This window comes from Pseudomonas sp. A-R-19 (assembly GCF_019956575.1).
Classification (GTDB): domain Bacteria; phylum Pseudomonadota; class Gammaproteobacteria; order Pseudomonadales; family Pseudomonadaceae; genus Aquipseudomonas.
On record NZ_JAHBDR010000022.1, the window covers coordinates 91,843 to 114,800 of the forward strand.

The 22,958-nt window shown below is 58.3% G+C and carries 22 protein-coding genes; 15 read left to right on the plus strand and 7 right to left on the minus strand.

What is annotated here, in order from left to right:
* Nucleotide 1: 1 nt before the first annotated feature.
* The 4 genes from doeB (at nt 2) to KGA88_RS01635 (ending at nt 4,765) form a co-directional block, all read left to right on the plus strand.
* Complete coding sequence (gene doeB / locus KGA88_RS01615) at nt 2-1,003, plus strand: N(2)-acetyl-L-2,4-diaminobutanoate deacetylase DoeB (RefSeq protein ID WP_110658959.1); 1,002 nt, start codon at nt 2-4, stop codon at nt 1,001-1,003.
* A 131-nt stretch (nt 1,004-1,134) separates the two neighbouring features.
* A complete protein-coding gene (locus KGA88_RS01625; protein ID WP_110660704.1) occupies nt 1,135-1,614 on the plus strand; it encodes an Lrp/AsnC family transcriptional regulator in 480 nt (159 codons plus the stop codon).
* 270 nt (nt 1,615-1,884) lie between these two features.
* A complete protein-coding gene (locus tag KGA88_RS01630) occupies nt 1,885-3,357 on the plus strand; it encodes an NAD-dependent succinate-semialdehyde dehydrogenase (protein WP_223588431.1) in 1,473 nt (490 codons plus the stop codon).
* A gap of 22 nt (nt 3,358-3,379) precedes the next feature.
* A complete protein-coding gene (locus tag KGA88_RS01635; protein WP_110660702.1) occupies nt 3,380-4,765 on the plus strand; it encodes an aspartate aminotransferase family protein in 1,386 nt (461 codons plus the stop codon).
* Nucleotides 4,766-4,950: 185 nt separating this feature from the next.
* Here KGA88_RS01635 and KGA88_RS01640 read toward each other — a convergent pair whose 3' ends face one another.
* Nucleotides 4,951-5,385: a YhcB family protein gene (locus KGA88_RS01640; RefSeq protein WP_110660701.1), complete on the minus strand. Its 435-nt coding sequence runs from the start codon at nt 5,383-5,385 to the stop codon at nt 4,951-4,953.
* 144 nt (nt 5,386-5,529) lie between these two features.
* Between KGA88_RS01640 and KGA88_RS01645 the strand changes: the two genes are divergently transcribed.
* The 3 genes from KGA88_RS01645 to zapE all read left to right on the plus strand — a co-directional run bounded on the left by KGA88_RS01645 (nt 5,530) and on the right by zapE (nt 8,724).
* A complete protein-coding gene (locus tag KGA88_RS01645; protein WP_110660700.1) occupies nt 5,530-6,159 on the plus strand; it encodes an alpha/beta hydrolase in 630 nt (209 codons plus the stop codon).
* A 24-nt stretch (nt 6,160-6,183) separates the two neighbouring features.
* Entirely contained in the window at nt 6,184-7,539 is a 1,356-nt protein-coding gene (locus tag KGA88_RS01650) for a tryptophan--tRNA ligase (RefSeq protein ID WP_110660699.1), read from the plus strand.
* Nucleotides 7,540-7,629: 90 nt separating this feature from the next.
* Nucleotides 7,630-8,724, plus strand: a complete 1,095-nt coding sequence (gene zapE / locus KGA88_RS01655) for a cell division protein ZapE (protein WP_110660698.1) — start codon at nt 7,630-7,632, stop codon at nt 8,722-8,724.
* Between the two features lie 92 nt (nt 8,725-8,816).
* Here zapE and KGA88_RS01660 read toward each other — a convergent pair whose 3' ends face one another.
* The 5 genes from KGA88_RS01660 to KGA88_RS01680 form a co-directional block, all read right to left on the minus strand.
* Complete coding sequence (locus tag KGA88_RS01660; RefSeq protein WP_223588433.1) at nt 8,817-9,800, minus strand: asparaginase; 984 nt, start codon at nt 9,798-9,800, stop codon at nt 8,817-8,819.
* Nucleotides 9,801-9,877: 77 nt separating this feature from the next.
* On the minus strand, nt 9,878-11,071 hold the full coding sequence (locus tag KGA88_RS01665; protein WP_223588435.1) for a threonine/serine exporter family protein: 1,194 nt from the start codon (nt 11,069-11,071) through the stop codon (nt 9,878-9,880).
* A gap of 16 nt (nt 11,072-11,087) precedes the next feature.
* A complete protein-coding gene (locus KGA88_RS01670; protein ID WP_223588437.1) occupies nt 11,088-11,975 on the minus strand; it encodes a nitrilase family protein in 888 nt (295 codons plus the stop codon).
* 207 nt (nt 11,976-12,182) lie between these two features.
* Nucleotides 12,183-14,129, minus strand: a complete 1,947-nt coding sequence (locus KGA88_RS01675; RefSeq protein WP_110658923.1) for a flavin monoamine oxidase family protein — start codon at nt 14,127-14,129, stop codon at nt 12,183-12,185.
* 199 nt (nt 14,130-14,328) lie between these two features.
* Nucleotides 14,329-15,324, minus strand: coding sequence for a GlxA family transcriptional regulator (locus KGA88_RS01680; RefSeq protein WP_110658921.1), 996 nt, complete (start codon nt 15,322-15,324; stop codon nt 14,329-14,331).
* A gap of 146 nt (nt 15,325-15,470) precedes the next feature.
* Here KGA88_RS01680 and KGA88_RS01685 point away from each other — a divergent pair, with 146 nt between their 5' ends.
* On the plus strand, nt 15,471-16,607 hold the full coding sequence (locus KGA88_RS01685; protein WP_110658919.1) for an acyl-CoA dehydrogenase family protein: 1,137 nt from the start codon (nt 15,471-15,473) through the stop codon (nt 16,605-16,607).
* 125 nt (nt 16,608-16,732) lie between these two features.
* On the opposite strand, the gene KGA88_RS01690 is transcribed toward KGA88_RS01685, so the two are convergent.
* A complete protein-coding gene (locus KGA88_RS01690) occupies nt 16,733-17,773 on the minus strand; it encodes an NADP(H)-dependent aldo-keto reductase (RefSeq protein ID WP_223588439.1) in 1,041 nt (346 codons plus the stop codon).
* Between the two features lie 245 nt (nt 17,774-18,018).
* Between KGA88_RS01690 and rplM the strand changes: the two genes are divergently transcribed.
* The 7 genes from rplM (at nt 18,019) to KGA88_RS01725 (ending at nt 22,908) form a co-directional block, all read left to right on the plus strand.
* Nucleotides 18,019-18,447 (plus strand): 50S ribosomal protein L13, encoded by a 429-nt coding sequence (rplM, locus tag KGA88_RS01695; protein ID WP_007917032.1) that lies wholly within the window; start codon nt 18,019-18,021, stop codon nt 18,445-18,447.
* A 14-nt stretch (nt 18,448-18,461) separates the two neighbouring features.
* A complete protein-coding gene (gene rpsI / locus KGA88_RS01700; protein ID WP_003228056.1) occupies nt 18,462-18,854 on the plus strand; it encodes a 30S ribosomal protein S9 in 393 nt (130 codons plus the stop codon).
* A 268-nt stretch (nt 18,855-19,122) separates the two neighbouring features.
* Nucleotides 19,123-19,716 carry a ubiquinol-cytochrome c reductase iron-sulfur subunit gene (gene petA, locus KGA88_RS01705; RefSeq protein WP_110658915.1) on the plus strand — a complete coding sequence of 198 codons (594 nt, stop codon included), beginning with the start codon at nt 19,123-19,125 and terminating at the stop codon, nt 19,714-19,716.
* The gene (locus KGA88_RS01710; protein WP_008045954.1) at nt 19,716-20,927 is read left to right on the plus strand and encodes a cytochrome b; all 1,212 of its coding nucleotides are present in this window, start codon (nt 19,716-19,718) and stop codon (nt 20,925-20,927) included. Before petA ends, KGA88_RS01710 begins: the two co-directional genes overlap by 1 nt.
* Nucleotides 20,927-21,709, plus strand: a complete 783-nt coding sequence (locus KGA88_RS01715; RefSeq protein ID WP_110658913.1) for a cytochrome c1 — start codon at nt 20,927-20,929, stop codon at nt 21,707-21,709. Before KGA88_RS01710 ends, KGA88_RS01715 begins: the two co-directional genes overlap by 1 nt.
* A 151-nt stretch (nt 21,710-21,860) precedes the next feature.
* Nucleotides 21,861-22,478, plus strand: coding sequence for a glutathione S-transferase N-terminal domain-containing protein (locus tag KGA88_RS01720; RefSeq protein WP_007972581.1), 618 nt, complete (start codon nt 21,861-21,863; stop codon nt 22,476-22,478).
* A 16-nt stretch (nt 22,479-22,494) separates the two neighbouring features.
* On the plus strand, nt 22,495-22,908 hold the full coding sequence (locus KGA88_RS01725) for a ClpXP protease specificity-enhancing factor (RefSeq protein ID WP_007972582.1): 414 nt from the start codon (nt 22,495-22,497) through the stop codon (nt 22,906-22,908).
* Nucleotides 22,909-22,958: the final 50 nt, after the last annotated feature.

Here is a 22,958-nt window from a genome sequence, read left to right on the forward strand (position 1 = left end):
CATGAGTGAACTGCCAGACAACCCGATCAGCGCCACGGTGGATTTCAGCCGCGAAGGTGTGCAGCACGGTTTTCTCAAACTGCCATATTCCCGGGACGATTCCGCCTGGGGCGCGGTGATGATCCCGGTCACGGTGATCCAGCGCGGTCAGGGACCGACCGCGCTGCTCACCGGCGGTAACCACGGTGACGAATACGAAGGCCCGGTGGCGCTGAGCAAGCTGGCGCAAAGTTTGACGGCTGCCGACGTCAACGGACGGGTGATCATCGTTCCGTTCATGAACACCCCGGCGTTCCACGCCGGGCGGCGCACGTCGCCGATCGACAAGGGCAACCTCAACCGCAGCTTTCCCGGCAAGCCTGACGGCACGGTGACCGAGAAGATCGCCGACTATTTCACCCGCACTTTGCTGCCACTGGCCGACATCGTGCTGGACATCCACTCCGGTGGGCGCACCCTGGATTTCTTGCCGTTCGCCGCGTGTCATGTACTGCCGGACAAACAGCAACAGGCGCAATGCGAGGCCGGCATGCGTGCGTTCAATGCGCCGTACAGCATGCGCATGCTCGAACTCGATGCCGGAGCGATGTACGACACCGCCGCCGAGTCCCAGGGCAAAGTCTTCGTCACGACCGAGTTGGGCGGCGGCGGTTCGTCCACGGCGCGCAGCGTGGCGATAGCCGAGCGCGGGGTACGCAATCTGCTGGTGCACGCCGGGATTCTTGAGGGCGAAGTGCAGACGGCGCCGTCGATCATGCTCGACATGCCCGACGGCGATTGCTTCATCGCCAGCGAGCACGACGGCTTGCTGGAAATGTGCTGCGACCTGGGCGATAACGTGAACAAGGGCGACGTGATCGCCCGCGTCTACGACGCTACCCGCAGCGGCGTTGCTCCGGTGGAATACTGCGCGGCGCGCAGCGGTTTGCTGGCGGCGCGACACTTTCCGGGGTTGGTGGGCTGTGGCGATACCATTGCGGTCATCGCGGATGTATTGACCTAAACCCTATCCTGTGGGAGCGGGCTTGCTCGCGAAGAGGGCGTGTCAGTCAACATTGATGGTGTCTGACACACCGCCTTCGCGAGCAAGCCCGCTCCCACAGGGTTCCCCTACATTCAGGAGATTCCCGGCCCATGCACAAACTCGATCGCTATGACCTGAAAATCCTGCGAATCCTCGCTGACGACGGGCGTATCACCAAGTCGAGCCTGGCCGAGGCGATCAATCTTTCGGTGACCCCGGCCTGGGAGCGTGTACGCAAGCTCGAAGCCCTCGGATTGATCAAGGGCTATCGCGCGCAGATCGACTGGAACGCGGTGTTCAAAAGTCAGCAAGTTCTGGTGGAAATCACCCTGGCCCGGCACACCGCGCAGGACATGCGACGCTTCGAACAGCGCATGAGTGAAGCCCCCGAAGTCGCGTTCTGTTATGCCACCGGTGGCGGCGTCGACTACATGGCGATGATCCAGGCACCGGACATCGATCATTACCAGCGCTTCATCGACCAACTGTTGCTCGACGACCTGGGCATCGAACGCTATTTCACCTACATCGTCACCAAAACCATCAAGACCGGTGGCGCCTTGCCGGCTGAGCTATCCCAAGATTCCTGAAATCACCACAAATCAAAAAATGTGGGAGCGGGCTTGCTCGCGAAGAGGGGACTTCAGTTAACCATACGTACCTGACACACCGCTTTCGCGAGCAAGCCCGCTCCCACAATGGATTTGTGTCGATTCGAGAGCCGAATTCATACCGCAAAAATCCGCTGTTCACCCCCGCCCAATCAGAAAAAACCACCTGCAGCACACCCTCCGAACGCCAAATTCCGAAGGCCCCGCTGCCCTAGCATGGTTCCACGCACACGGATTGGAGTGAACACCATGACTTACAAACATCCCCTGCTGTTCAAGGCCCTTTGCTACGTCGATGGTCATTGGGTCCATAGCGATAGCGGCCACAGCATCGCCGTGCATAACCCGGCTGATCAAAAACTGATCGGCCATGTCCCGATGCTCGATCAACCGCAGATCGTCGCCGCCGTCGATGCCGCGCACCGCGCGTTCGCCGGCTGGCGCGAGCAAAGCCTGGAGGCTCGCGGCGTGATTCTGCGGCGCTGGGCGGCATTGATTCTTGAGCAACAGGAAGATCTGGCGCGGATTCTCAGCCTGGAGCAGGGCAAGTCCCTGGCCGAGTCCCGTGGCGAAATCGCCTACGCCGCCAGTTTCATTCCGTGGTTTGCCGAGGAGGCCCGACGCTTGTATGGGCAAAACATTCCCAGCCACATTCCCGGTGCGCACCTGGGCACGGTCAAGGAACCCGTCGGTGTTTGTGCATTGCTGACCCCGTGGAATTTCCCCTCGGCAATGATCACCCGCAAAGCCGCCGCAGCCCTGGCCGCCGGGTGCACCGTGGTGATCAAACCGGCGCATGAGACGCCGTACTCGGCGTTCGCCCTGGCGCAACTCGCCGAGGAAGCGGGTTTTCCGGCCGGCGTGTTCAACGTGGTGCTGGGCGAGCCGCAGATGACCATGCAAACCCTGGTGCAGGACCTGCGCGTGCGCTCGGTCAGTTTCACCGGCTCGACCCGCGTCGGTAAGTTGGTGCTGCAAGCCGCAGTTCAGGACGTGAAAAAGGTTGCGCTGGAATTGGGCGGCAATGCGCCGTTCATTGTCTGTGCCGATGCCGACCTTGAGCTGGCGGTGAAAGTCGCGGTGGCGGCAAAGTTCCAGACCTCCGGCCAGGATTGCTGTGCGGCAAACCGCATCATGGTCGAACGATCGGTTTATCCGCAGTTTCTCAAGCGATTTGCCGTTGCCGTGCGTGAGTTGAAGGTCGGTCCGGCCATGATCGGCGACCGCGAGCAACAGGTCGATGTCGGACCGTTGATGCACCAGGCGGCCTTCGATGTCACCACCGAACGTGTCGCCGATGCCCTGCAACACGGCGCGCAACGACTGGTGGGTGGGGAGGCTCATGCCCTTGGCGGCTTGTTTTACCAGCCAACGGTGCTGGCCGACGTCACGCCGCAGATGCGCATCTACCGCGAGGAAAATTTCGCGCCGATTGCCGGGGTGATGCCGTTCGACACCCTCGATCAGGCCGTCGAGATGGCCAACGACACCGAATATGGTCTGGCCGCCTACATTTGCTCCAATCGCCTGGATCTGATTTACCCGCTGATCCGCCGGCTCGACCACGCCATGGTCGCCGTCAATGGCGTCAAGTTCACCGGCCATCCGATCCCGTTCGGTGGCATGAAAGCCTCGGGGCTGGGCCGTGAAGGCGGCACCGAAGGCTTCGAAGCCTTTGTCGAAACCAAATACTTTTGTCTGCATCATCAAGGCCAGTTCTAAGGCCAGTTCTCAGGAGATTGCCATGAACCAAGAACTCGACTCGCTGTTCGAACAAGACCGTGCGCACTTCATGCACCCTTCGACTCACGCCCATGACCACGCCAGCGGCGCACTCAAGGGCCGCATCATCACGGGCGCCTCGGGGATCCGTATCCGCGATCACGAAGGCCGCGAACTGATCGATGCCTTCGCCGGCCTGTACTGCGTGAACATCGGCTATGGCCGAACCGAAGTGGCCGACGCGATCTACAGGCAAGCCAAGGAACTGGCCTATTACCACACCTACATGGGGCACTCGACCGAGGCAATCATCGAGCTGTCGAGCCGCATCATCGACTGGGCGCCAGAAGGTATGAAGAAGGTCTACTACGGCCTCTCCGGTTCCGACGCCAACGAAACCCAGATCAAACTGGTGCGCTACTACAACAACGTGCTGGGGCGCCCGCAGAAGAAGAAAATCATCTCGCGCGATCGCGGTTATCACGGCTCGGGCATCATGACTGGCAGCCTGACCGGCCTGCCGAGCTTCCATCAGCATTTCGACCTGCCGGCCGAAGGCATCAAACACACCGTATGCCCGCACTGGTATCGCAAGGCGCCGACCGGCATGGATGAAGCAGCGTTCGTGCGCTACTGCGCCGACGAACTGGAAAAAATGATCCTCGCCGAAGGCCCGGACACCGTTGCCGCCTTCATCGGAGAGCCATTGATGGGCACCGGCGGAATCATCGTTCCGCCGGCCGGCTACTGGGCCGCGATCCAGGCGGTGCTGAACAAGTACGATGTGCTGCTGATCGCTGATGAAGTGGTCTGCGCCTTCGGTCGCCTGGGCTCGAAGATGGGCAGCCAGCGTTATGGCATGCGCCCGGACCTGATCACCACGGCCAAAGGCCTGACCAGCGCTTATGCGCCTTTGTCGGCGGTGATCGTCGGTGAAAAGGTCTGGGACGTGATCGAAAAGGCTTCCGAGTCCCAGGGCGCCATGGGTCATGGCTGGACCTATTCCGGGCACCCGATCTGCGCGGCGGCGGCCTTGGCCAACCTCGACATCCTGGAGCGGGAAAACCTCACGGCCAACGCCGACAAGGTCGGTGCCTATCTCAATCGGCGCATGCGCGAAACCCTTGAAGGCCATCCGCTGGTGGGCGAAGTGCGCGGTGACGGCATGCTCGCGGCGGTCGAGTTCATGGCTGATCGTGAACAGCGCACGCCATTCGATACCGCCCTGAAGGTCGGCCCTAAAGTCTCGGCGGCGTGCCTGGAGCGCGGCATGATCGCCCGGGCGATGCCCCATGGCGACATCCTTGGTTTTGCACCGCCGCTGGTCCTGACCGAGGCTGAAGCGGATCTCATCGTTGGTATCACCAAGGATGCGATCGATCAGGTGGCCGGCGAAGTCTTGGGCTGATCATCTGATGTCCCATCGCGGGCAAGCCCGCTCCTGAACACAGGTTTTGTGGGCGACATCAATCACTGTGGGAGCGGGCTTGCCCGCGAAGAGGCCGGGACATTCAACCGAGATGTCCGATCAGAAATAAAAAAGCCCCCGGACAAATGAATGTCCGGGGGCTTTTTACATCGCGCGAAACCTGATTATTTCTTCAGGCCGTAATGCTCATCGAGCATGCCCGGCGAGTTCGGGGTTTTAGGGGCGTAGTCGCGAGGCGGCTCCTGATTGCGCGGTGGCGTCAGGCGTTCCCGTGGAGCCTGCGCCGCATCGGCGTGCAGGGAGGCCAGCAGGCGTTGGCGAGTCTGCTCGTCCAGGGCCAGGCGGTTGGCACCCTCGGCGAGATGATCTTGCACTTCCTGATAGCTCGCAGTCAGTTTCTTGACCAGTGTCGCGGTGCTGTTGAAGTGGGTTACCACCTCGTTCTGATAACTGTCGAAACGTTCCTGAATATCGTCCAGCTGACGTTGAGTGCTGCTAGGCGCGGCATTCGGCGCAAGGCGAGCGATCAGAAACCCAATGGCGACACCCACAACCAGGGCAAGAGTCGGTAACAACCAAACTAAGAGCGAGTGTTCCACGAGTCCTTCCTCTATAAACGGCTTTGCTTTACGTTAACGGCTCGAACCTGCGCTGTATACCGCGATTCACTCGCAATAGACAGCCACAGACAATTTGCTAGACGAGTCGACCCGATTCGAGGTCACGGAGTTCCTTCCTTGCTTATGCGTGAAACCCCTGTAGTGATTGATGGCCCGGTTGGGCAAATTGAAGCACTGTACCTGGACAACGAGCAGCCTCGCGGCCTGGCGCTCATCTGCCATCCAAACCCGGTGCAGGGCGGCACCATGCTCAACAAAGTGGTATCGACCCTGCAGCGTACTGCGCGTGATGCCGGTTTGATTACTTTGCGTTTCAACTACCGTGGTGTCGGGGCCAGCGAAGGCTCCCACGACATGGGCACGGGTGAAGTCGATGATGCCCAGGCCGTGGCCGAGTGGTTGCGTGCCAAACATCCAGAATTGCCATTGACGCTGTTCGGTTTCTCTTTTGGCGGGTTTGTTGCGGCAAGTCTCGGCGGGCGCCTGGAAGCGCAGGGCGAGCAGCTCAAGCACCTGTTCATGGTCGCGCCGGCGGTCATGCGCCTGGGGGATCAGGATCAGTTGCCGCAGCACGGTGAACTGACCCTGATTCAGCCGGAAACCGACGAAGTGATCGATCCGCAAGTCGTTTACCAATGGTCCGACACGCTCGAACGTCCCCATGAGCTGCTGAAAGTGGCAGAATGCGGACACTTTTTTCATGGCAAGCTGACCGATCTCAAGGATCTGATCCTGCCGCGTCTCTCGAATTGATTGCAGTCTGACAAGCGATTACCCATGACGACTCGTACCCGTATCCTCACCGGCATCACCACTACCGGCACGCCACACCTGGGCAACTACGCCGGCGCCATCCGCCCGGCGATCGTCGCCAGCCGTGACAGCAATGCCGATTCGTTCTACTTCCTGGCCGACTACCACGCCCTGATCAAGTGCGATGACCCGCTGCGCATCCAGCGCTCGCGTCTGGAAATTGCCGCGACCTGGCTGGCCGGTGGCCTGGATGTCGACCGCGTGACTTTCTACCGCCAGTCCGACATCCCGGAAATCCCTGAGCTGACCTGGCTGCTGACCTGCGTTGCCGCCAAGGGCTTGCTCAATCGCGCTCACGCCTACAAGGCTTCGGTGGACAAGAACGTCGAAACCGGTGAAGACCCGGATGCCGGCATCACCATGGGCCTGTACAGCTACCCGGTGCTGATGGCCGCGGACATCCTGATGTTCAATGCGCACAAGGTGCCGGTCGGTCGCGACCAGATCCAACACGTGGAAATGGCGCGGGACATCGGCCAGCGCTTCAATCACCTGTTCGGCCAGGGCAAAGAGTTCTTCACCATGCCCGAGGCGTTGATCGAAGAGAGCGTCGCCACGTTGCCGGGCCTGGATGGCCGCAAGATGTCGAAGAGTTACGACAACACCATTCCGTTGTTCAGCAGCGCCAAAGAGATGAAGGACGCGATTTCGCGGATCGTCACCGACTCCCGCGCGCCGGGCGAAGCCAAGGATCCTGATAACTCGCACCTGTTCACCCTGTTCCAGGCCTTCGCCACTCCGGCGCAGGCCGACGAGTTCCGCAGCGAATTGTTGCAGGGCCTGGGTTGGGGCGAGGCGAAGAGTCGCCTGTTCCAGCTGCTCGACAACGAATTGGGTGAATCCCGCGATCGTTATTACAAGCTGATCGAGCGTCCGGCGGACCTGGAAGACATCCTGCAGCACGGCGCGAAAAAGGCCCGTGCGGTAGCGACACCGTTCCTCAATGAACTGCGTGAAGCGGTGGGTCTGCGCTCCTTTGTTGCCCAGGCCCAAGTGGCGACGAGCACCAAGAAGAAGGCCGCGAAAGCTGCACGTTTTGTCAGCTTCCGCGAAGACGACGGCAGCTTCCGCTTCCGTCTGCTGGCGGCCGATGGCGAACAACTGCTGCTGTCGCGCAACTTCGCCGACGGCAAGACCGCCGGTCAGGTGACCAAGCAACTGCAATCGGGTCAGCCACTGGATGTGCGCAGTGAAGAGCTGGGTTTCAGCGTCTGGCTCGAAGGCGAGTGCGTTGCCGACAGCCCGGCCTTCGCCGACAGCACTGCGCGCGATGCTGCCATTGAAGCTTTACGCATTGCCCTGACGCCAGTTCAGGAATAAACAGCGGCCCGGCTCGACCAAGGGCCGATTGCCATTCCTCCGGGCCGTCGCTACAGTGTCGGCCCGTTTTTGTTGCCTTGCTAACGAATTATGACGCCCCTAGAACGATATCAAGCTGATCTGAAACGCCCGGAATTCTTCCATGATGCCGCGCAGGAAACTGCTGTGCGTCATTTGCAGCGCCTCTACGACGACCTGGTCGCGGCCGAGCAAAACAAACCGGGCCTGCTGGGCAAGCTGTTTGGCAAGAAGGATTTGACCCCGGTCAAGGGCCTGTATTTCTGGGGGGGCGTAGGTCGCGGCAAGACTTACCTGGTGGACACCTTCTTCGAAGCACTGCCGTTCAAGGAAAAGTCCCGCACTCACTTCCACCGCTTCATGAAGCGTGTGCATGAAGAGATGAAGACCTTGGGTGGCGAGAAAAACCCGCTGACCATCATCGCCAAGCGCTTCGCCACCGAAGCCCGGGTGATCTGCTTCGATGAGTTCTTCGTTTCCGACATCACCGACGCCATGATCCTTGGCACCTTGATGGAGGAGCTGTTCAAGAACGGCGTGACCCTGGTCGCGACCTCGAACATCGTGCCGGACGGCCTGTACAAGGACGGCCTGCAACGCGCGCGCTTCCTGCCGGCCATTGCGCTGATCAAGCAGAATACCGAGATCGTCAACGTCGACAGCGGCGTCGACTATCGTCTGCGTCACCTTGAACAGGCCGAGCTGTTCCACTATCCGCTCGACGAAGCCGCCAACGAAAGCCTGCGCAAGAGCTTCCGGGCGCTGACTCCGGAATGCACGGCGGCGGTCGAAAATGACGTGCTGATGATCGAAAACCGTGAAATTCGTGCCCTGCGCACCTGCGATGACGTGGCCTGGTTCAACTTCCGTGAACTGTGCGACGGCCCACGCAGCCAGAACGACTACATCGAGCTGGGCAAGATCTTCCACGCCGTGTTGCTCAGCGATGTCGAGCAGATGAGCGTCACCACCGACGACATCGCCCGACGCTTCATCAACATGGTCGACGAGTTCTACGACCGTAACGTGAAGCTGATCATTTCTGCCGAAGTGGAGCTTAAAGACCTGTACACAGGTGGCCGCCTGAACTTCGAGTTCCAGCGTACTTTGAGTCGTCTGCTGGAAATGCAATCCCACGAATTCCTGGCCCGGGCACACAAGCCGTAGGACGATTCTGGAAAATAAAAAAAGGCCTGCACATGCAGGCCTTTTTTGTCAGCGCAAATCATCCGCCCACAGGTTTGTACATTGTTTTGAAGTCAAATGTCCTCGTTGAGATGCTCCGCAAGCTCGTGCTGCCGTTGGCAACCCAGCAGCAGCCAAAGCAGAATTCTGGCTTTTCGCGGGCATAGAAAACCCGCCATCGATACCCCCTTGCGGATCAAGTCCATCTCACCACCGCCAAAACCGTAAGAGGCTCGTGCAGTGGAGCCAGAGCCGGTTCGGGTCGCAATGATCACGGGGATTCGCTTGGCAATATGCTCAATCATTGTCGCCCAGCGCTGCGAGATGTGGCCGGCGCCGAAACCGCCGATCACCAGCCCGTCGTAATCGAGTGCGAGAATATTTTCCAGTAACAGGGTGTCGGCCGAAAGTGAGGCCTCAAGCAATGCAACTTTCTGTGTGGTCTGTTGCGGCAACGGTAACACCGTGCGCGGCCCCGGCGGGCGCAGGTAGCGAACACGGTCTTCCAACAGTAGGCCCGCGGGCCCCACGACCGGAGAGGAAAACGCCTGCAATGCCAGCGAATCGGTTTTGCGTACGCTGCACGCTTGATGAATCTGTCCGTTCATCACGACCTGGACACCGCGCTGCCGGCTGTTCTGCGCCAAGGCAACGCGACATGCATCCAGCAGATTGGCCGGTCCATCGGCACCTGGCTGCGCTGCGGAACGCATGGCACCGGTCAGCACCAAGGGGGTGTCGTAGGGCCACAGGTAATCCAAAAACACCGCGGCTTCTTCGAGGGTGTCGGTGCCCTGGGTTATCACGATCCCAACGGCGCCCTGTTTGACCTGAAACTCAGCCCAGGACAATACGGTCAGCAAAAACTCGAAATCCAGGGACGCACTGGGCAGCAGGCCGAGGGTCTCGACGGTGACTCCGGCCAGTGTCGTCAGTTCCGGTATGGAAGTCAGCAGGGCTTCGCCGCTGACGGTCGGGATGACGCCTTCACAGGCATTGCTCGCTTGCATGCTTACCGTGCCGCCAAGTGCCGCGATGGACAGTTTGGGCAGGTCCATGGGATACCTCGCTTGTTTGTAATGAACAGTGGCTGTATCCGCTTTTGAGGCCGCGATACAGCCGAATGGCTGGGGCATTAATCAGCGATCAAAAAACCGATCAGCGGCACGATCAGCAGTGTGCTGATGGCCATCGACAGTACATTGGCGATGTAGGCGTGCATGTCGGCCGGTAATTTCCTGGCAATCCCACAGGCCAGCGGTGGTGCGAGCAATGCCCCAAGCAGTGCACTAGAGACGATAATCTGCCAGCTGCCGCCATAGGCCAGGATCGCCGCGGGCACCACTGAAACCAGCGGGATGTAAGTGGGATACCAGCCGCGCAGCATCCATTGTTGACGCCAGATCAGCACGCCGATGGCTGAGGCCAATGCCTGCGCGCCGATGATGTGCAGCAACAGGCCCGATCCGTACGCGGGGCTTGAAGGGTTCAAGCTGTACGCCAGCAATGCACCCAGTATCAGGCCAAGGCTGGCCAGCTCATTGCCGAAGAACGGTGCTTCGGAAAAGTCCGCCAGAATCCGGCGCAGGCTCCAGATGACGCCATAGTCGGGCGCCTTGGCGGGAGCAATCGAGGCGGGTGGCGTTTGCGACGAGCTGGAATTCACCAGGTTCGGCCAATAGCGGCAGAACAGAAACGCCAGGACGCTGGCAATCGCCATGCCCAGCACATTACCGATCACTGCAGGCAAGGCCAGCGGTTGGCACACGTAGTTGACGATCAGCAGGCACATCGGTGTGACGAATACGGCGCCCATGAGTGCGCCGTTGATAGTGACCTTCCAGCCTCCGCCAAACATCAGCACCATCGCCGCTGGCAGCGAGACGAATGCTACGAATGTGGGTTGCCAGGTTGTGGCTGTCACCGTCCAGCCCCACAGCAGATTGCTCAGTAGCAGCCCGAGCAACGAACTGGTGACCAGCCAGGGCCAAAGTCCCGTTCCATAGGAGATGGCAAACCCTTGCCAGGATTTCCCCGTTCGATTCGCCCAGTAAGCCAGATAAGCGCCCGCCAGCAGGCCGATCGAGGCGAACTCGTGCTTGTAGAAAGCCACCTCGCTGATGTCGCCTAACACCCAACGCAACCAGGCACTCGGTTCGGGTAGCAGCGATACCATGTCGCCGTACCCGGGCCAATGCGCTCCCCAGAAAGTCCGGTTGCTGAAAGAAAGCCAGACGATCAGCAGTGTCGCGCCGATCATTAGCAGGACGACGGCTGTATCAATCGGTGATTTGCGCGATGGTTGGTTTTTGTCGGTTGTAACTTCCATGCGATAGGCCTCCTGATCAACGTGGGAGGCAAGGGTGTTGGGTGTAGCCGAGCATCTGATCGTAAAGATCGGCTCGGCGATCGCGATGCAGATCGTTCAGATTGTTCCAGATGGGCGCACTGCGGGAGCTGGTCAGGTCGACATCGGCAAACAGGATTTCCTGCCTGTCTGCCGAAGCCACGGCGCCAATCGGCCAGCCGTTGGTTCCGGCAATCAACGAGCAACCCAGGTAGCGCGCGCCGCGTTCCTCGCCGATCCGGCTGGCGGCAGCGATAAACACGTTGTTGACGTGAGCGGCGGTCATCGTCAGATACGACGCCATGCACTTACCGGCATCGTCGAACAGCGGCGGCGGTGTCCAGACCCAGTTGTTCAGGCTGCAAATGATGTCTGCGCCTTGCTGGGCGAGGATCCGTGGCACCTCCGGGAACCAGATGTCCCAGCAGATCAACAGCCCGATGCGGCCGATCGGTGTGTCGAAAACCGGGAAACCCAGGTCGCCGGGTGTGAACCAGAGCTTCTCCAGATTCCACAAATGGGCTTTGCGGTACTTGCCGATAAAACCGTCTGGTCCCACCAGTACGCCGGTGTTGAAGAGTCGCATGCCGTCGCGTTCGGCCAGACCGGCCACGAGGTAAACGTTGTGTTCGCGGGCGAAGTCGATCCAGCACTGCACGCTTGGCCCTGCGGGAACTGCTTCGGCATGGGCGAAGGCATCCTGTCGATTGCTGAAGAAATAGCCGGTATTGGAAAGCTCGGGCAGAACGATGAGATTCGCACTGCCGTTTACCGCTTCAAGCGCCAATTCCAGGCTGCGACGCAGATTACCTACACATTTCTCGATGCCGACTTGTGGATCGAATTGCACGACTGCTACACGAACAGGGCTTGTTGGCTCAGTCATTCCGTCGTTCCTCTTTTTATTGTTTTTCAAACTGTTAAATGGCGTGTGTATAAGAGGGGAATCAGGAATGGGGTGTAAGTCAGCTATTTCCGTTTAGGTCGTAGTCCTTGTCCGAAAATGGATCAGAGTGATGTTTGATGGCAGTGGGTAGCCGACGCGAGAGGTAGAGCCATGTATTGCGTGCATGACTCTGGAACGGGGATGTGATCAGATTTTGACTTGGTAGTGCGGGTAGTCGCTCAAGGAAAATCCGCCATTGAAGGTCGCGGCGGTTTTGTTGCAGATATGAATCACCGCATCGACAGCACCGCGAAAACATGGCTCCGTCCAACCAGCATCGACGGAAAATGACTCGCCGGACAAATACAAGCCTGATACATGAGCAAGGTCCCGGTTGTACTTCATCAGGCCGACGGCATCGTAGTAGGTGCCTGGTCGGTAAAGCTTGGCACAGCCCAGAGCATTTTTATCAGTGATCCAACGCTGAACCACTGCTTGATCAATGCCTATGTAGGGAGAGATTTTTTCCTGGACGTTGGCAGAGTTCATGAGTATGCGATCCAGCTCTTCGGCGCACTTTGATACCAGCTCCTTATCGCTGAATGAGGCGAGCTTGGTTGCGTCATCTTCCCAGGTATAACTCAGCAGGATGCAGTCATAGCTGTAATTGTCGTTGTAGCGGTAGGTATAGACATCGTGGATGAAACTGTCGGTTACGATGGCTTGCGGGATGTTTTTGTTTTTCGAGAGAAATGATTTTTTCAGCGGTGCAAACACTTTGCAGCTAGTTTCCCAGTGTGCGGTTTTGTAGGCGTTAATCGTCTCGAAAGGCAGCATCTCCCGGGTGAAATTTTCGAGCTTGATTCGAGTTTCAATCAGCCAGGAGGGTAGTGTCATGATGACCGAGTCAAAGTCATCAAATTGCTCCTGGATTTGCTCGGGTTGACTGTGTTTCCAGTTGTAGTAGACGCGTATTTTTTGATTGTTCAGCTTTTCCAGTTTTGTGACGGATGAGTCGGTGAGAAACCCATTGCTTCTTTCGAGGCAATGTTCGTAGAGGGACTTTCCGGTTTCGTCGGTTTTCACAAACAGCAGGCATTCGTCCAAAGCCGCGAGGCCGATGTAGCGGGGTCTGTCGAAACTCTGCCCCATTGAGTCAAAAACGGCTTCGCTATTCAGATAGGGCGAATCCAGTGGATCGCCGTTTGAGTCCACTCGACCATGGATCAGTTGCAATTGGCTGCTGAAACCGAAAATCGCAGTACGCAGAGGGTAGAGGCAGCAGACGTCGTAAAAAGCTCCCCAGCTACCGTCACCTATACCTATCGCGTAAAAAATTGCGGACTCTTGCGCAGACATTCCCATTCCGCCGAAATCCCCGGGTGAACGGCCATCCCAAGCTTCCAGTGCTGGCATGCTAACCAGGTCGCGGAACGAGACACTCTCGTATTTTTCAACGATAGAAGCCCAAATGGCTTCCCATTCCTGGCTCGCATAATGCTCAGCAACGTGGCGAGTCATGCGATCGGCAAAGGCTTTCCACTTGGCATAAACCTTTTGCAATTCATCGCCTGGAGGTGGTGTGACGCCGTCTTCGTTTTTCCATATCAACATTTGCGGCGCCGATCCGCCGCCCATGCTGCCCTCCCGGAGATAGATGCCTGTGGAGTTAACCCATTGGCTACCGGGGTTGGCGAAGTCTGAAAACGCCAATTCAAATTGATTGGCGTAGTAAGCCATCAGCGACCGACCTTCTGTCGGTGGCTCATCCGCACGGTTGAAGAAGGGCATGCGCATTGCGCCCATTTCAAACGGTGTATGGCTTGCTGCCGAGTTTTGGCTACCGGGAACGGTCAGATGCCTGCCGCCGATGCGTCTGGATTGTTCGATGAGAGTGATATGGGTAAAGCCGCAGCGATAGAGTTCTCTGGCGGCGGTCAGGCCTGTGACGCCGGCGCCGATGATGCAAATTTTATGTTGCGGGTCAGTTGCCTTGGCGATGCCGTTTTCCTGTTCTACCAGTGCACGATAGTCAAAGCACAAATCCGGCGGATTGGGAAAGCGAGCCGCCCATTTGTTTTTAGCCGAGCGCTTTGTTCGGGCGGCCTCCTTGGCGATGTATGAAGGGTAGTTGTAGCTTGATCCGATAGTCATGGTTGATCTTCCCTGATGGTGTTTGCAGGGAAGATGTTGAAGTTTTTTAAGGGGCTGCGTCTGTGGGTAGGGTTGGATTCTCCGGCGCTCTGTATTCCGCTTTTTACGTAGGAAACTGCACAGCGAAAGAACTGCCTGGCCGGCGCAAGATTCAATGTGGAAGCGAGCAGGCTCGCTACCACATTCGGTTGAGGTTCGGCTACGCAGCCTGCTGAAACTGCTGCCGATACTGGTTCGGCGACAACTCTGTGTGCTGGCGGAACAGCCGTGCAAAGAAGCTCGCGTCGTCATAGCCAACTTCATAGCTGATGGTCTTGATGCTCTTGCGGCTGCCGGACAGCAAGCCCTTGGCTGTTTCGATGCGCAGGCGTTGCAGGTAATGCAGCGGCTTGTCGCCGGTGGCGGTCTGGAAGCGGCGCATGAAGTTGCGGATGCTCATGCCGTGTTCGCGGGCGACGTCTTCGAAGCGGAACTTGTCGGCGAAGTGTTCTTCGAGCCAGTGTTGGATCTGCAGGATGATTACGTCCTGGTGCAGTTTCTGTCCGCCGAATCCAATCCGTCCTGGGGAATAGCTGCGCTGCACCTCATACAGAATGTCCCGGGCTACGGCCTGGGACACGTTGGCGCCGCAGAAACGCTCGATCAGGTAAATGTACAGATCGCACGCCGAGGTGGTGCCACCGGCACAGTACAGGTTGTCGGCATCGGTCAGGTGCTTGTCCTGATTGAGTTGCACCTGGGGGAAGCGTTCGGCGAAAGCATTGAAGAAGCGCCAGTAGGTGGTTGCTTCCTTGCCATTGAGCAGCCCGGCTTCGGCGAGCCAGAACACGCCGGTGGCCTCGCCACACAGTACGGCACCGCGCGCATGTTGCTGGCGCAACCAGGGCAGGACTTGCGGGTAGCGTTTGCACAGGCTGTCGAAATCGTCCCAGAACGCGGGGAGCACGATGATATCGGCGTTTTCCAGTCCGCCATCCACCGGAATCAACACATCGCTGAAGGTGTTGACCGGTTTGCCATCGGGGCTGACCAGGCGTGTTTCGAACGCCGGTGTCAGGCCCTGGCCCAGCTGTTTGCCGTAGCGCAGGCTGGCGAGGTGGAAGAAATCCTTGGCTTGCAAGAGGGTGGAAGCGAAAACCCGGTCGATGGCCAGGATGCTGACGCGCCGCAATGGCGTGGAGGCTTGGTTAGACATAATTCAACTTTATTTTTATAGGGGGAAGTGGTCACCAGACGGCTGGATCGTCTTATTTTTTGTCGGTTGTGTCCAGTGTCCTGTATCGGGTGCGAGGCATAGTCTCTGAAGGTCAACTCCTTCTAAAAACAAAGAAAAGGTGCCGCATGATTCCCAGAACCTTGTTCAGTTCCGAGCACGAGCTCTTCCGTGACAGCGTGCGCACGTTCCTCGAAAAAGAGGCCGTGCCGTTCCATGGGCAATGGGAAAAACAAGGCTATATCGACCGCAAACTGTGGAACAAGGCGGGGGAGGCGGGGATGCTTTGCTCGCACTTGCCGGAAGAGTACGGCGGCCTGGGGGCGGACTTTCTCTACAGCGCGGTGGTGATCGAGGAGGTGGGGCGTCTGGGCCTGACCGGCATCGGTTTTTCCCTGCATTCGGACATCGTGGCGCCCTACATCCTGCATTACGGCAGTGAGGCTTTGAAGCACAAGTACCTGCCGAAGCTGGTGTCCGGCGAGATGGTTACCGCGATCGCCATGACCGAGCCGGGTGCAGGTTCCGATCTGCAAGGGGTGAAAACCACCGCCGTGCTCGATGGCGATGAGTACGTGATCAACGGCTCCAAGACATTCATTACCAACGGTTACCTGGCCGATCTGGTGATCGTCGTCGCCAAGACCGATCCGAAGGCTGGCGCCAAGGGCACCAGTCTGTTTCTGGTGGAGGCCAATACGCCGGGCTTCGACAAGGGCAAGCGCCTGGAGAAGGTCGGAATGAAAGCCCAGGACACTTCGGAGCTGTTCTTCCAGGATGTGCGAGTGCCCAAGGAAAACCTGCTGGGCCAGGCCGGGATGGGTTTTGCCTACCTGATGCAGGAATTGCCTCAGGAACGCCTCACCGTGGCCGTTGGTGGGCTGGCGTCAGCCGAAGCGGCGTTGCAATGGACGCTGGACTACACCCGCGAGCGCAAGGCGTTCGGCAAGTCGATCGCGGATTTCCAGAATACCCGGTTCAAGCTGGCGGAGATGGCCACGGAAATCCAGATCGGCCGCGTCTTTGTTGACCGCTGCCTGGAGTTGCACCTGCAAGGCAAACTCGACGTACCGACAGCGGCGATGGCCAAGTACTGGGGCACCGACCTGCAATGCAAGGTGCTCGACGAGTGTGTGCAGTTGCACGGCGGTTACGGGTTCATGTGGGAGTACCCGATCGCGCGGGCATGGGCGGATGCGCGGGTGCAGCGGATTTATGCCGGGACCAACGAGATCATGAAGGAGATCATCGCGCGGTCGCTTTGAAATTGCGGTGACTGGGCGGACGCTTTCGCGAGCAAGCCCGCTCCCACATTCAATCGAGTTTTCCCAGGGGAATACGGTTGAAAATGTGGCAGCGGGCTTGCTCGCGAATGCTGTTTAGCTATCGATCAGGGCGCCGGGTTCGGGTGATCCTTGTGAATCGCCTCGATCCCTTCCAGCACTTCCTCCGACAATTTCAGATCAAAACTGGCGATGTTGCTCTCCAGTTGCTCCATCGTGGTCGCGCCAATGATGTTGCTGGTCACGAACGGCTGCTGCGTCACGAACGCCAGGGCCATTTGTGCCGGGTCCAGGCCGTGCTCGCGAGCCAGGGCCACGTAACGGCTGCAGGCTGCTTCCGACTGCGGGTTGAAATAGCGGCTGAAGCGGCTGTAGAGGCTCAGGCGACCTTTTGGCGGGCGGGCGCCACCTTCGTACTTGCCTGACAGGAAACCGAACGCCAGCGGCGAATAGGCGAGCAGGCCGCATTGTTCGCGGATGGCGATTTCCGCCAGGCCGACTTCGAAGCTGCGGTTGAGCAGGTTATACGGGTTCTGGATCGATACGGCGCGTGGCCAGCCGCGGGCTTCGGCCAGGGCCAGGAAACGCATGGTGCCCCACGGCGTCTCGTTGGACAGGCCGATGTGGCGGATCTTGCCGGCGCGAACCTGCTCGTCCAGCGCTTCGAGGGTGTCCTCCAGTGGAGTCAGGTTGGCTTCGGTCTGGTGCTTGTAGCCCAACTGCCCGAAGAAGTTGGTGCTGCGCTCTGGCCAGTGCAACTGGTACAGGTCGATGTAGTCGGTCTGCAGGCGCTTGAGGCTGGCGTCCACGGCTTCGGTGATGTGCTGGCGATTGTGCCGAAGGTTCTTGTCGCGGATGTAGTCGATGGTGTTGCCGGGGCCGGCGATCTTGCTGGCCAGGATCCAGTCAGCGCGGTCGCCGCGGCTTTTGAAGTAATTGCCGATATAGCGTTCGGTGGTGGCGTAGGTCTCGGCCTTGGGCGGCACCGGATACATCTCGGCGGTGTCGATGAAGTTGATCCCGGCACTCTTGGCCCGTTCAATCTGGGCGAAGGCGTCTGCCTCGCTGTTTTGCTCGCCCCAGGTCATGGTTCCGAGGCAGAGGGCACTCACGTTCAGATTGGTGCGGCCTAACTGGCGATAGTCCATCGGGTGCTCCTTGGGCAAAACAATCATAAAAGCAGGTTGAATTATTTTTCGCAATCTGCATAATTGCGCACCTCTTTCTGCAGTGGAAGTGATGCGCCGCCGCCGAAGAATCTTGCCGTTGAACGGACGCGCCGACCCGAGCCCCCGAAAGCGTCTGTATCCGGCTGCCTTTGACTTGTCAAAGTACGCACTATTCAGTAAGATCCGCCGTCTAATTTACAGGGCGGCCCCTGAGGCTATAAAGAATGAAGACTTTTACTGCTAAACCGGAAACAGTAAAGCGCGACTGGTTTGTCGTCGACGCTGCTGGTCAGACCCTGGGTCGTCTGGCCACCGAAATCGCGAGCCGTCTGCGTGGCAAGCACAAGCCTGAGTACACTCCTCACGTTGACACCGGCGACTACATCGTCGTAATCAACGCTGAGCAGATCCGTGTTACCGGTGCTAAAACCACTGACAAAATGTACTACTCCCACTCCGGTTTCCCGGGCGGCATCAAGTCGATCAACTTTGAAAAGCTGATCGCCAAGGCCCCTGAGCGCGTGATCGAGACCGCGGTCAAAGGCATGCTGCCTAAGAACCCGCTGGGTCGCGACATGTACCGTAAGCTGAAAGTCTATGCGGGCGCTGCACACCCACATACTGCTCAGCAGCCCCAAGAACTGAAGTTTTAACGGAATAGTACATTATGTCGGCGACTCAAAATTACGGCACTGGCCGTCGCAAGACCGCAACCGCACGCGTTTTCCTGCGTCCGGGTACTGGTAACATCTCCATCAACAACCGTTCGCTGGATAATTTCTTCGGCCGCGAAACTGCCCGCATGGTAGTTCGTCAGCCGCTGGAATTGACTGAGACTGTCGAGAAGTTCGACATCTACGTCACCGTGATCGGCGGTGGTGTGAGTGGTCAAGCTGGCGCAATCCGCCACGGCATCACCCGCGCTCTGATGGACTACGACGAGACTCTGCGCAGCGCCCTGCGTAAAGCCGGCTTCGTAACCCGCGATGCTCGTGAAGTTGAACGTAAGAAAGTCGGTCTGCGTAAAGCGCGTAAGCGTCCGCAGTACTCGAAGCGTTAATTCGCTTTCACGTTCAAAAAAGAACGCCCAGTTTCCTCACGGAGCTGGGCGTTTTTTTATGTCTGCGATTTATCAAAGAATTGCGCTGTGACAACTTGCCACATCCGCAGACGCCCTATACTACAAGGCTTGGGGGTGATGGGCTCCGGTAATTACCTTGTCAGAATTGGGGCTTTTCATTACCATTCGGCAAAATTTTTATAAGTACATAGATTTACTTAGTAGATGCCTGATTTAACAGGCCACAAAGCTGATGGGAGAGGACTGAATGAGCAATGACGGCGTGAATACAGGCCGGCGTCGCTTCTTGGTAGCAGCCACATCCGTGGTGGGTGCTGCAGGAGCGGTGGGGGCTGCGGTCCCGTTCGTGGGGTCATGGTTTCCCAGTGCCAAGGCGAAAGCCGCAGGTGCACCGGTGAAAGTGAATGTCAGCAAAGTCGAGCCAGGCCAGCAGATGATTGCTGAGTGGCGCGGCCAGCCGGTGTTCATCGTCCGCCGTACACCGGAAATCCTGGGGAACCTGAAGAAGATCGAGGGCCAGCTCGCTGACCCGGAGTCCAAGAGCTCGACACAACCGACTTACGTTGATCCGGAAACCCGTTCGATCAAACCCGAGGTCCTGCTGCTGATCGGTATCTGCACGCACCTGGGTTGCTCGCCGACCTTCCGTCCTGAAGTGGCGCCTGCGGATCTGGGTAAAGACTGGGTAGGCGGTTATTTCTGCCCTTGCCACGGTTCTCACTACGATCTGGCTGGTCGCGTCTACAAGTCGCAACCTGCGCCTTTGAACCTGCCAGTGCCCCCGCATTCCTATGAGACCGATGAAATTATTATCATTGGCGTCGATACGGAGAAAGCGTGATGAGCAAATTCATGGATTGGGTTGATGCACGCTTTCCCGCGACCAAGATGTGGGAAGACCATCTCAGCAAGTATTACGCTCCGAAAAACTTCAACTTCTTCTACTTCTTTGGCTCCCTGGCGCTGCTCGTTCTGGTCAACCAGATCGTTACCGGTGTCTGGCTGACCATGAGCTACAACCCGTCGGCGGAAGAGGCGTTCGCTTCCGTCGAATACATCATGCGTGACGTCGAGTACGGCTCGATCCTGCGTCTGCTGCACTCCACCGGTGCTTCGGCGTTCTTCATCGTGGTCTACCTGCACATGTTCCGTGGCCTGCTCTACGGTTCGTACCAGAAGCCGCGTGAGCTGGTGTGGGTCTTCGGCATGCTGATCTACCTGGCGCTGATGGCTGAAGCCTTCATGGGTTACCTGCTGCCGTGGGGCCAGATGTCCTACTGGGGTGCCCAGGTGATCATCTCGCTGTTCGGTGCGATCCCGGTCATCGGCAACGACCTGACCCAGTGGATTCGTGGTGACTACCTGATTTCCGGTATCACCCTGAACCGCTTCTTCGCCTTGCACGTGGTTGCCCTGCCGATCGTTATCCTGGGTCTGGTGGTGCTGCACATCCTGGCGTTGCACGAAGTCGGTTCGAACAACCCGGACGGCGTGGACATCAAGAAACACAAGGACGAAAACGGCATACCGCTGGACGGCATTGCCTTCCACCCGTACTACACCGTGAAAGATATCGTCGGCGTGGTGGTGTTCCTGTTCATCTTCTGCTCGATCGTGTTCTTCTTCCCGGAAATGGGCGGCTACTTCCTCGAGAAGCCTAACTTTGAAGTGGCGAACGCCTTCAAGACCCCAGAGCACATCGCTCCGGTCTGGTACTTCACTCCGTTCTACGCCATCTTGCGTGCGATTCCGGACAAGCTCCTTGGTGTGATCGCCATGGGCGCGGCCATTGCTGTGCTGTTCGTCCTGCCATGGCTGGACCGTAGTCCGGTCAAGTCGATGCGCTACAAGGGCTGGCTGAGCAAGATCTGGCTCTGGGTGTTCTGCATCTCGTTCGTGATCCTGGGCGTGCTGGGCGTATTGGCTCCAACCCCTGAGCGTACGTTGCTGTCGCAGGTATGTACCTTCCTGTACTTCGCCTACTTCATTCTGATGCCGTTCTACACCAGGCTCGAGAAGACCAAACCGGTTCCGGAAAGGGTGACTGGCTGATGAAAAAACTATTTGCTGTATTGATGCTTGCTGCGCTGCCAGTGTTCGCTTTCGCAGCTGAACACGGTGGTCCGGAGCTGGAAAAAGTCGATATCGACGTTTCCGATAAAGCAGCCATGCAGGACGGCGCGCGTACGTTCGCCAACTACTGCATGGGTTGCCACAGTGCCAAGTTCCAACGCTATGAGCGTGTTGCCGACGACCTGGGCATTCCTCATGAGTTGATGCTGGAGAAGCTGATGTTCACCGGCGCCAAGATCGGCGACCACATGAGCATCGGCATGCAGCCTGCGGACGCCAAGGCCTGGTTTGGCGCGGCGCCGCCGGACCTGACCCTGGTTGCCCGTGTTCGTGGCACCGACTGGCTCTACGGCTACCTGAGGTCGTTCTACGAAGATCCTGCGCGCCCATGGGGCGTGAACAACAAGGTCTTCCCGAACGTGGGCATGCCTAACGTCCTGGCCGGCCTGCAAGGTCGCCAGGTGGTTGGTTGCAAACAGGTTCAGATCGTCGAAGACGGCAAGAAGCAATTTGATCCGTTGACCGGCACGCCATTGACTCATGAAGCGTGCGATCAACTGACCATCGTGCCGAAAAGCGGTGCCCTGTCTGCAGAGCAGTTCGATGAGAAGGTCAAGAATCTGGTAACCTTCCTGGCTTACTCGGCTAACCCGGTTAAGCTGCAACATCAGCGCATCGGTACGTACGTATTGTTGTACCTGGCGTTCTTCTTCGTCTTCGCTTACCTGCTCAAGCGCGAATACTGGAAAGACGTGCACTGATAAAGCTTCAAGCTATTGCTGTTAATCGCGCGCGCCCAAGGGCGCCTCTGAAGATGTAGCGAATCTGGTGATCCAGTCGTTACGGGAGGCGCCCTCTGGGCGCGCTCGTTTTTGAGCTTTTCGATAATTTCTACAAGCGAGGAGGATCGCCATGGGCGTGACCAATCGGTTGGCCTGTTACTCCGACCCCGCCGACCACTATTCCCACCGAGTGCGCATCGTACTGGCAGAGAAGGGTGTCAGCGCCGAGATCATTTATGTGGAAGCTGGACGCCAGCCACCTAAACTGATTGAGGTGAACCCTTACGGCAGCTTGCCCACCCTGGTCGATCGCGACCTGGCGTTGTGGGAGTCGACTGTGGTGATGGAATATCTGGATGAGCGTTACCCGCACCCGCCGCTACTGCCGGTTTATCCCGTGGCGCGCGCCAACAGTCGTCTGCTGATACACCGCATTCAGCGCGACTGGTGTGGTCTGGTGGATCTGATTCTGGATTCGCGGACCAAGGAGGCGGCCCGTGCCGTGGCTCGCAAAGAGTTGCGCGAAAGCCTGACGGGTGTGTCGCCACTGTTCGCCGACAAACCGTTTTTCCTCAGCGAGGAACAAAGTCTGGTGGACTGCTGCCTATTGCCAATACTCTGGCGATTGCCGATTCTGGGTATAGAACTGCCGCGGCCAGCCAAGCCGCTGCTTGATTATATGGAGCGCCAGTTTGCGCGTGAGGCATTCCAGGCGAGTCTGTCTGGTGTCGAACGCGACATGCGCTAAGGCTTAAGGAGCCGCTATGAACTCCAGTCGACCTTATCTGGTCCGCGCGCTCTATGAGTGGATTGTGGACAACGATTGCACCCCGCACATGCTGGTCAATTCCGAGTATCCGTCGGTGCAGGTGCCTCAGGGGTTTGCCAGTGACGGACAGATCGTCCTGAACGTATCGCCACAAGCTGTGCGTCACTTGCACATGGATAACGAGGCGGTCAGTTTCGAAGGGCGCTTTGGTGGCGTACCGCACACCTTGTACGTGCCTATTGCTTCGATCCTGGGTATCTACGCCCGGGAGAATGGCCAGGGCATGGTGTTTGATCTGGAATCGCCAATGGGCGAGGACGATGACATCGAGCCGGATGACGATCTCCCGCCACCGGACAGCGAGCCGCCGCGTCCTAGCGGTCGACCGAGTTTGAAGGTGGTGAAATAAAAAAAGGGTGATCCGCAAGGATCACCCTTTTTTTATTTCGCCCCCTTCAA

What these genes read in the sequence shown, in the direction of transcription:
- doeB (WP_110658959.1), top strand. Translation starts at nt 2, where the DNA reads ATGAGTGAACTGCCAGACAACCCGATCAGCGCCACGGTGGATTTCAGC.
- KGA88_RS01625 (WP_110660704.1), top strand. Translation starts at nt 1,135, where the DNA reads ATGCACAAACTCGATCGCTATGACCTGAAAATCCTGCGAATCCTCGCT.
- KGA88_RS01630 (WP_223588431.1), top strand. Translation starts at nt 1,885, where the DNA reads ATGACTTACAAACATCCCCTGCTGTTCAAGGCCCTTTGCTACGTCGAT.
- KGA88_RS01635 (WP_110660702.1), top strand. Translation starts at nt 3,380, where the DNA reads ATGAACCAAGAACTCGACTCGCTGTTCGAACAAGACCGTGCGCACTTC.
- KGA88_RS01645 (WP_110660700.1), top strand. Translation starts at nt 5,530, where the DNA reads ATGCGTGAAACCCCTGTAGTGATTGATGGCCCGGTTGGGCAAATTGAA.
- KGA88_RS01650 (WP_110660699.1), top strand. Translation starts at nt 6,184, where the DNA reads ATGACGACTCGTACCCGTATCCTCACCGGCATCACCACTACCGGCACG.
- zapE (WP_110660698.1), top strand. Translation starts at nt 7,630, where the DNA reads ATGACGCCCCTAGAACGATATCAAGCTGATCTGAAACGCCCGGAATTC.
- KGA88_RS01660 (WP_223588433.1), bottom strand. Translation starts at nt 9,800, where the DNA reads ATGGACCTGCCCAAACTGTCCATCGCGGCACTTGGCGGCACGGTAAGC.
- KGA88_RS01665 (WP_223588435.1), bottom strand. Translation starts at nt 11,071, where the DNA reads ATGGAAGTTACAACCGACAAAAACCAACCATCGCGCAAATCACCGATT.
- KGA88_RS01670 (WP_223588437.1), bottom strand. Translation starts at nt 11,975, where the DNA reads ATGACTGAGCCAACAAGCCCTGTTCGTGTAGCAGTCGTGCAATTCGAT.
- KGA88_RS01675 (WP_110658923.1), bottom strand. Translation starts at nt 14,129, where the DNA reads ATGACTATCGGATCAAGCTACAACTACCCTTCATACATCGCCAAGGAG.
- KGA88_RS01680 (WP_110658921.1), bottom strand. Translation starts at nt 15,324, where the DNA reads ATGTCTAACCAAGCCTCCACGCCATTGCGGCGCGTCAGCATCCTGGCC.
- KGA88_RS01685 (WP_110658919.1), top strand. Translation starts at nt 15,471, where the DNA reads ATGATTCCCAGAACCTTGTTCAGTTCCGAGCACGAGCTCTTCCGTGAC.
- KGA88_RS01690 (WP_223588439.1), bottom strand. Translation starts at nt 17,773, where the DNA reads ATGGACTATCGCCAGTTAGGCCGCACCAATCTGAACGTGAGTGCCCTC.
- rplM (WP_007917032.1), top strand. Translation starts at nt 18,019, where the DNA reads ATGAAGACTTTTACTGCTAAACCGGAAACAGTAAAGCGCGACTGGTTT.
- rpsI (WP_003228056.1), top strand. Translation starts at nt 18,462, where the DNA reads ATGTCGGCGACTCAAAATTACGGCACTGGCCGTCGCAAGACCGCAACC.
- petA (WP_110658915.1), top strand. Translation starts at nt 19,123, where the DNA reads ATGAGCAATGACGGCGTGAATACAGGCCGGCGTCGCTTCTTGGTAGCA.
- KGA88_RS01710 (WP_008045954.1), top strand. Translation starts at nt 19,716, where the DNA reads ATGAGCAAATTCATGGATTGGGTTGATGCACGCTTTCCCGCGACCAAG.
- KGA88_RS01715 (WP_110658913.1), top strand. Translation starts at nt 20,927, where the DNA reads ATGAAAAAACTATTTGCTGTATTGATGCTTGCTGCGCTGCCAGTGTTC.
- KGA88_RS01720 (WP_007972581.1), top strand. Translation starts at nt 21,861, where the DNA reads ATGGGCGTGACCAATCGGTTGGCCTGTTACTCCGACCCCGCCGACCAC.
- KGA88_RS01725 (WP_007972582.1), top strand. Translation starts at nt 22,495, where the DNA reads ATGAACTCCAGTCGACCTTATCTGGTCCGCGCGCTCTATGAGTGGATT.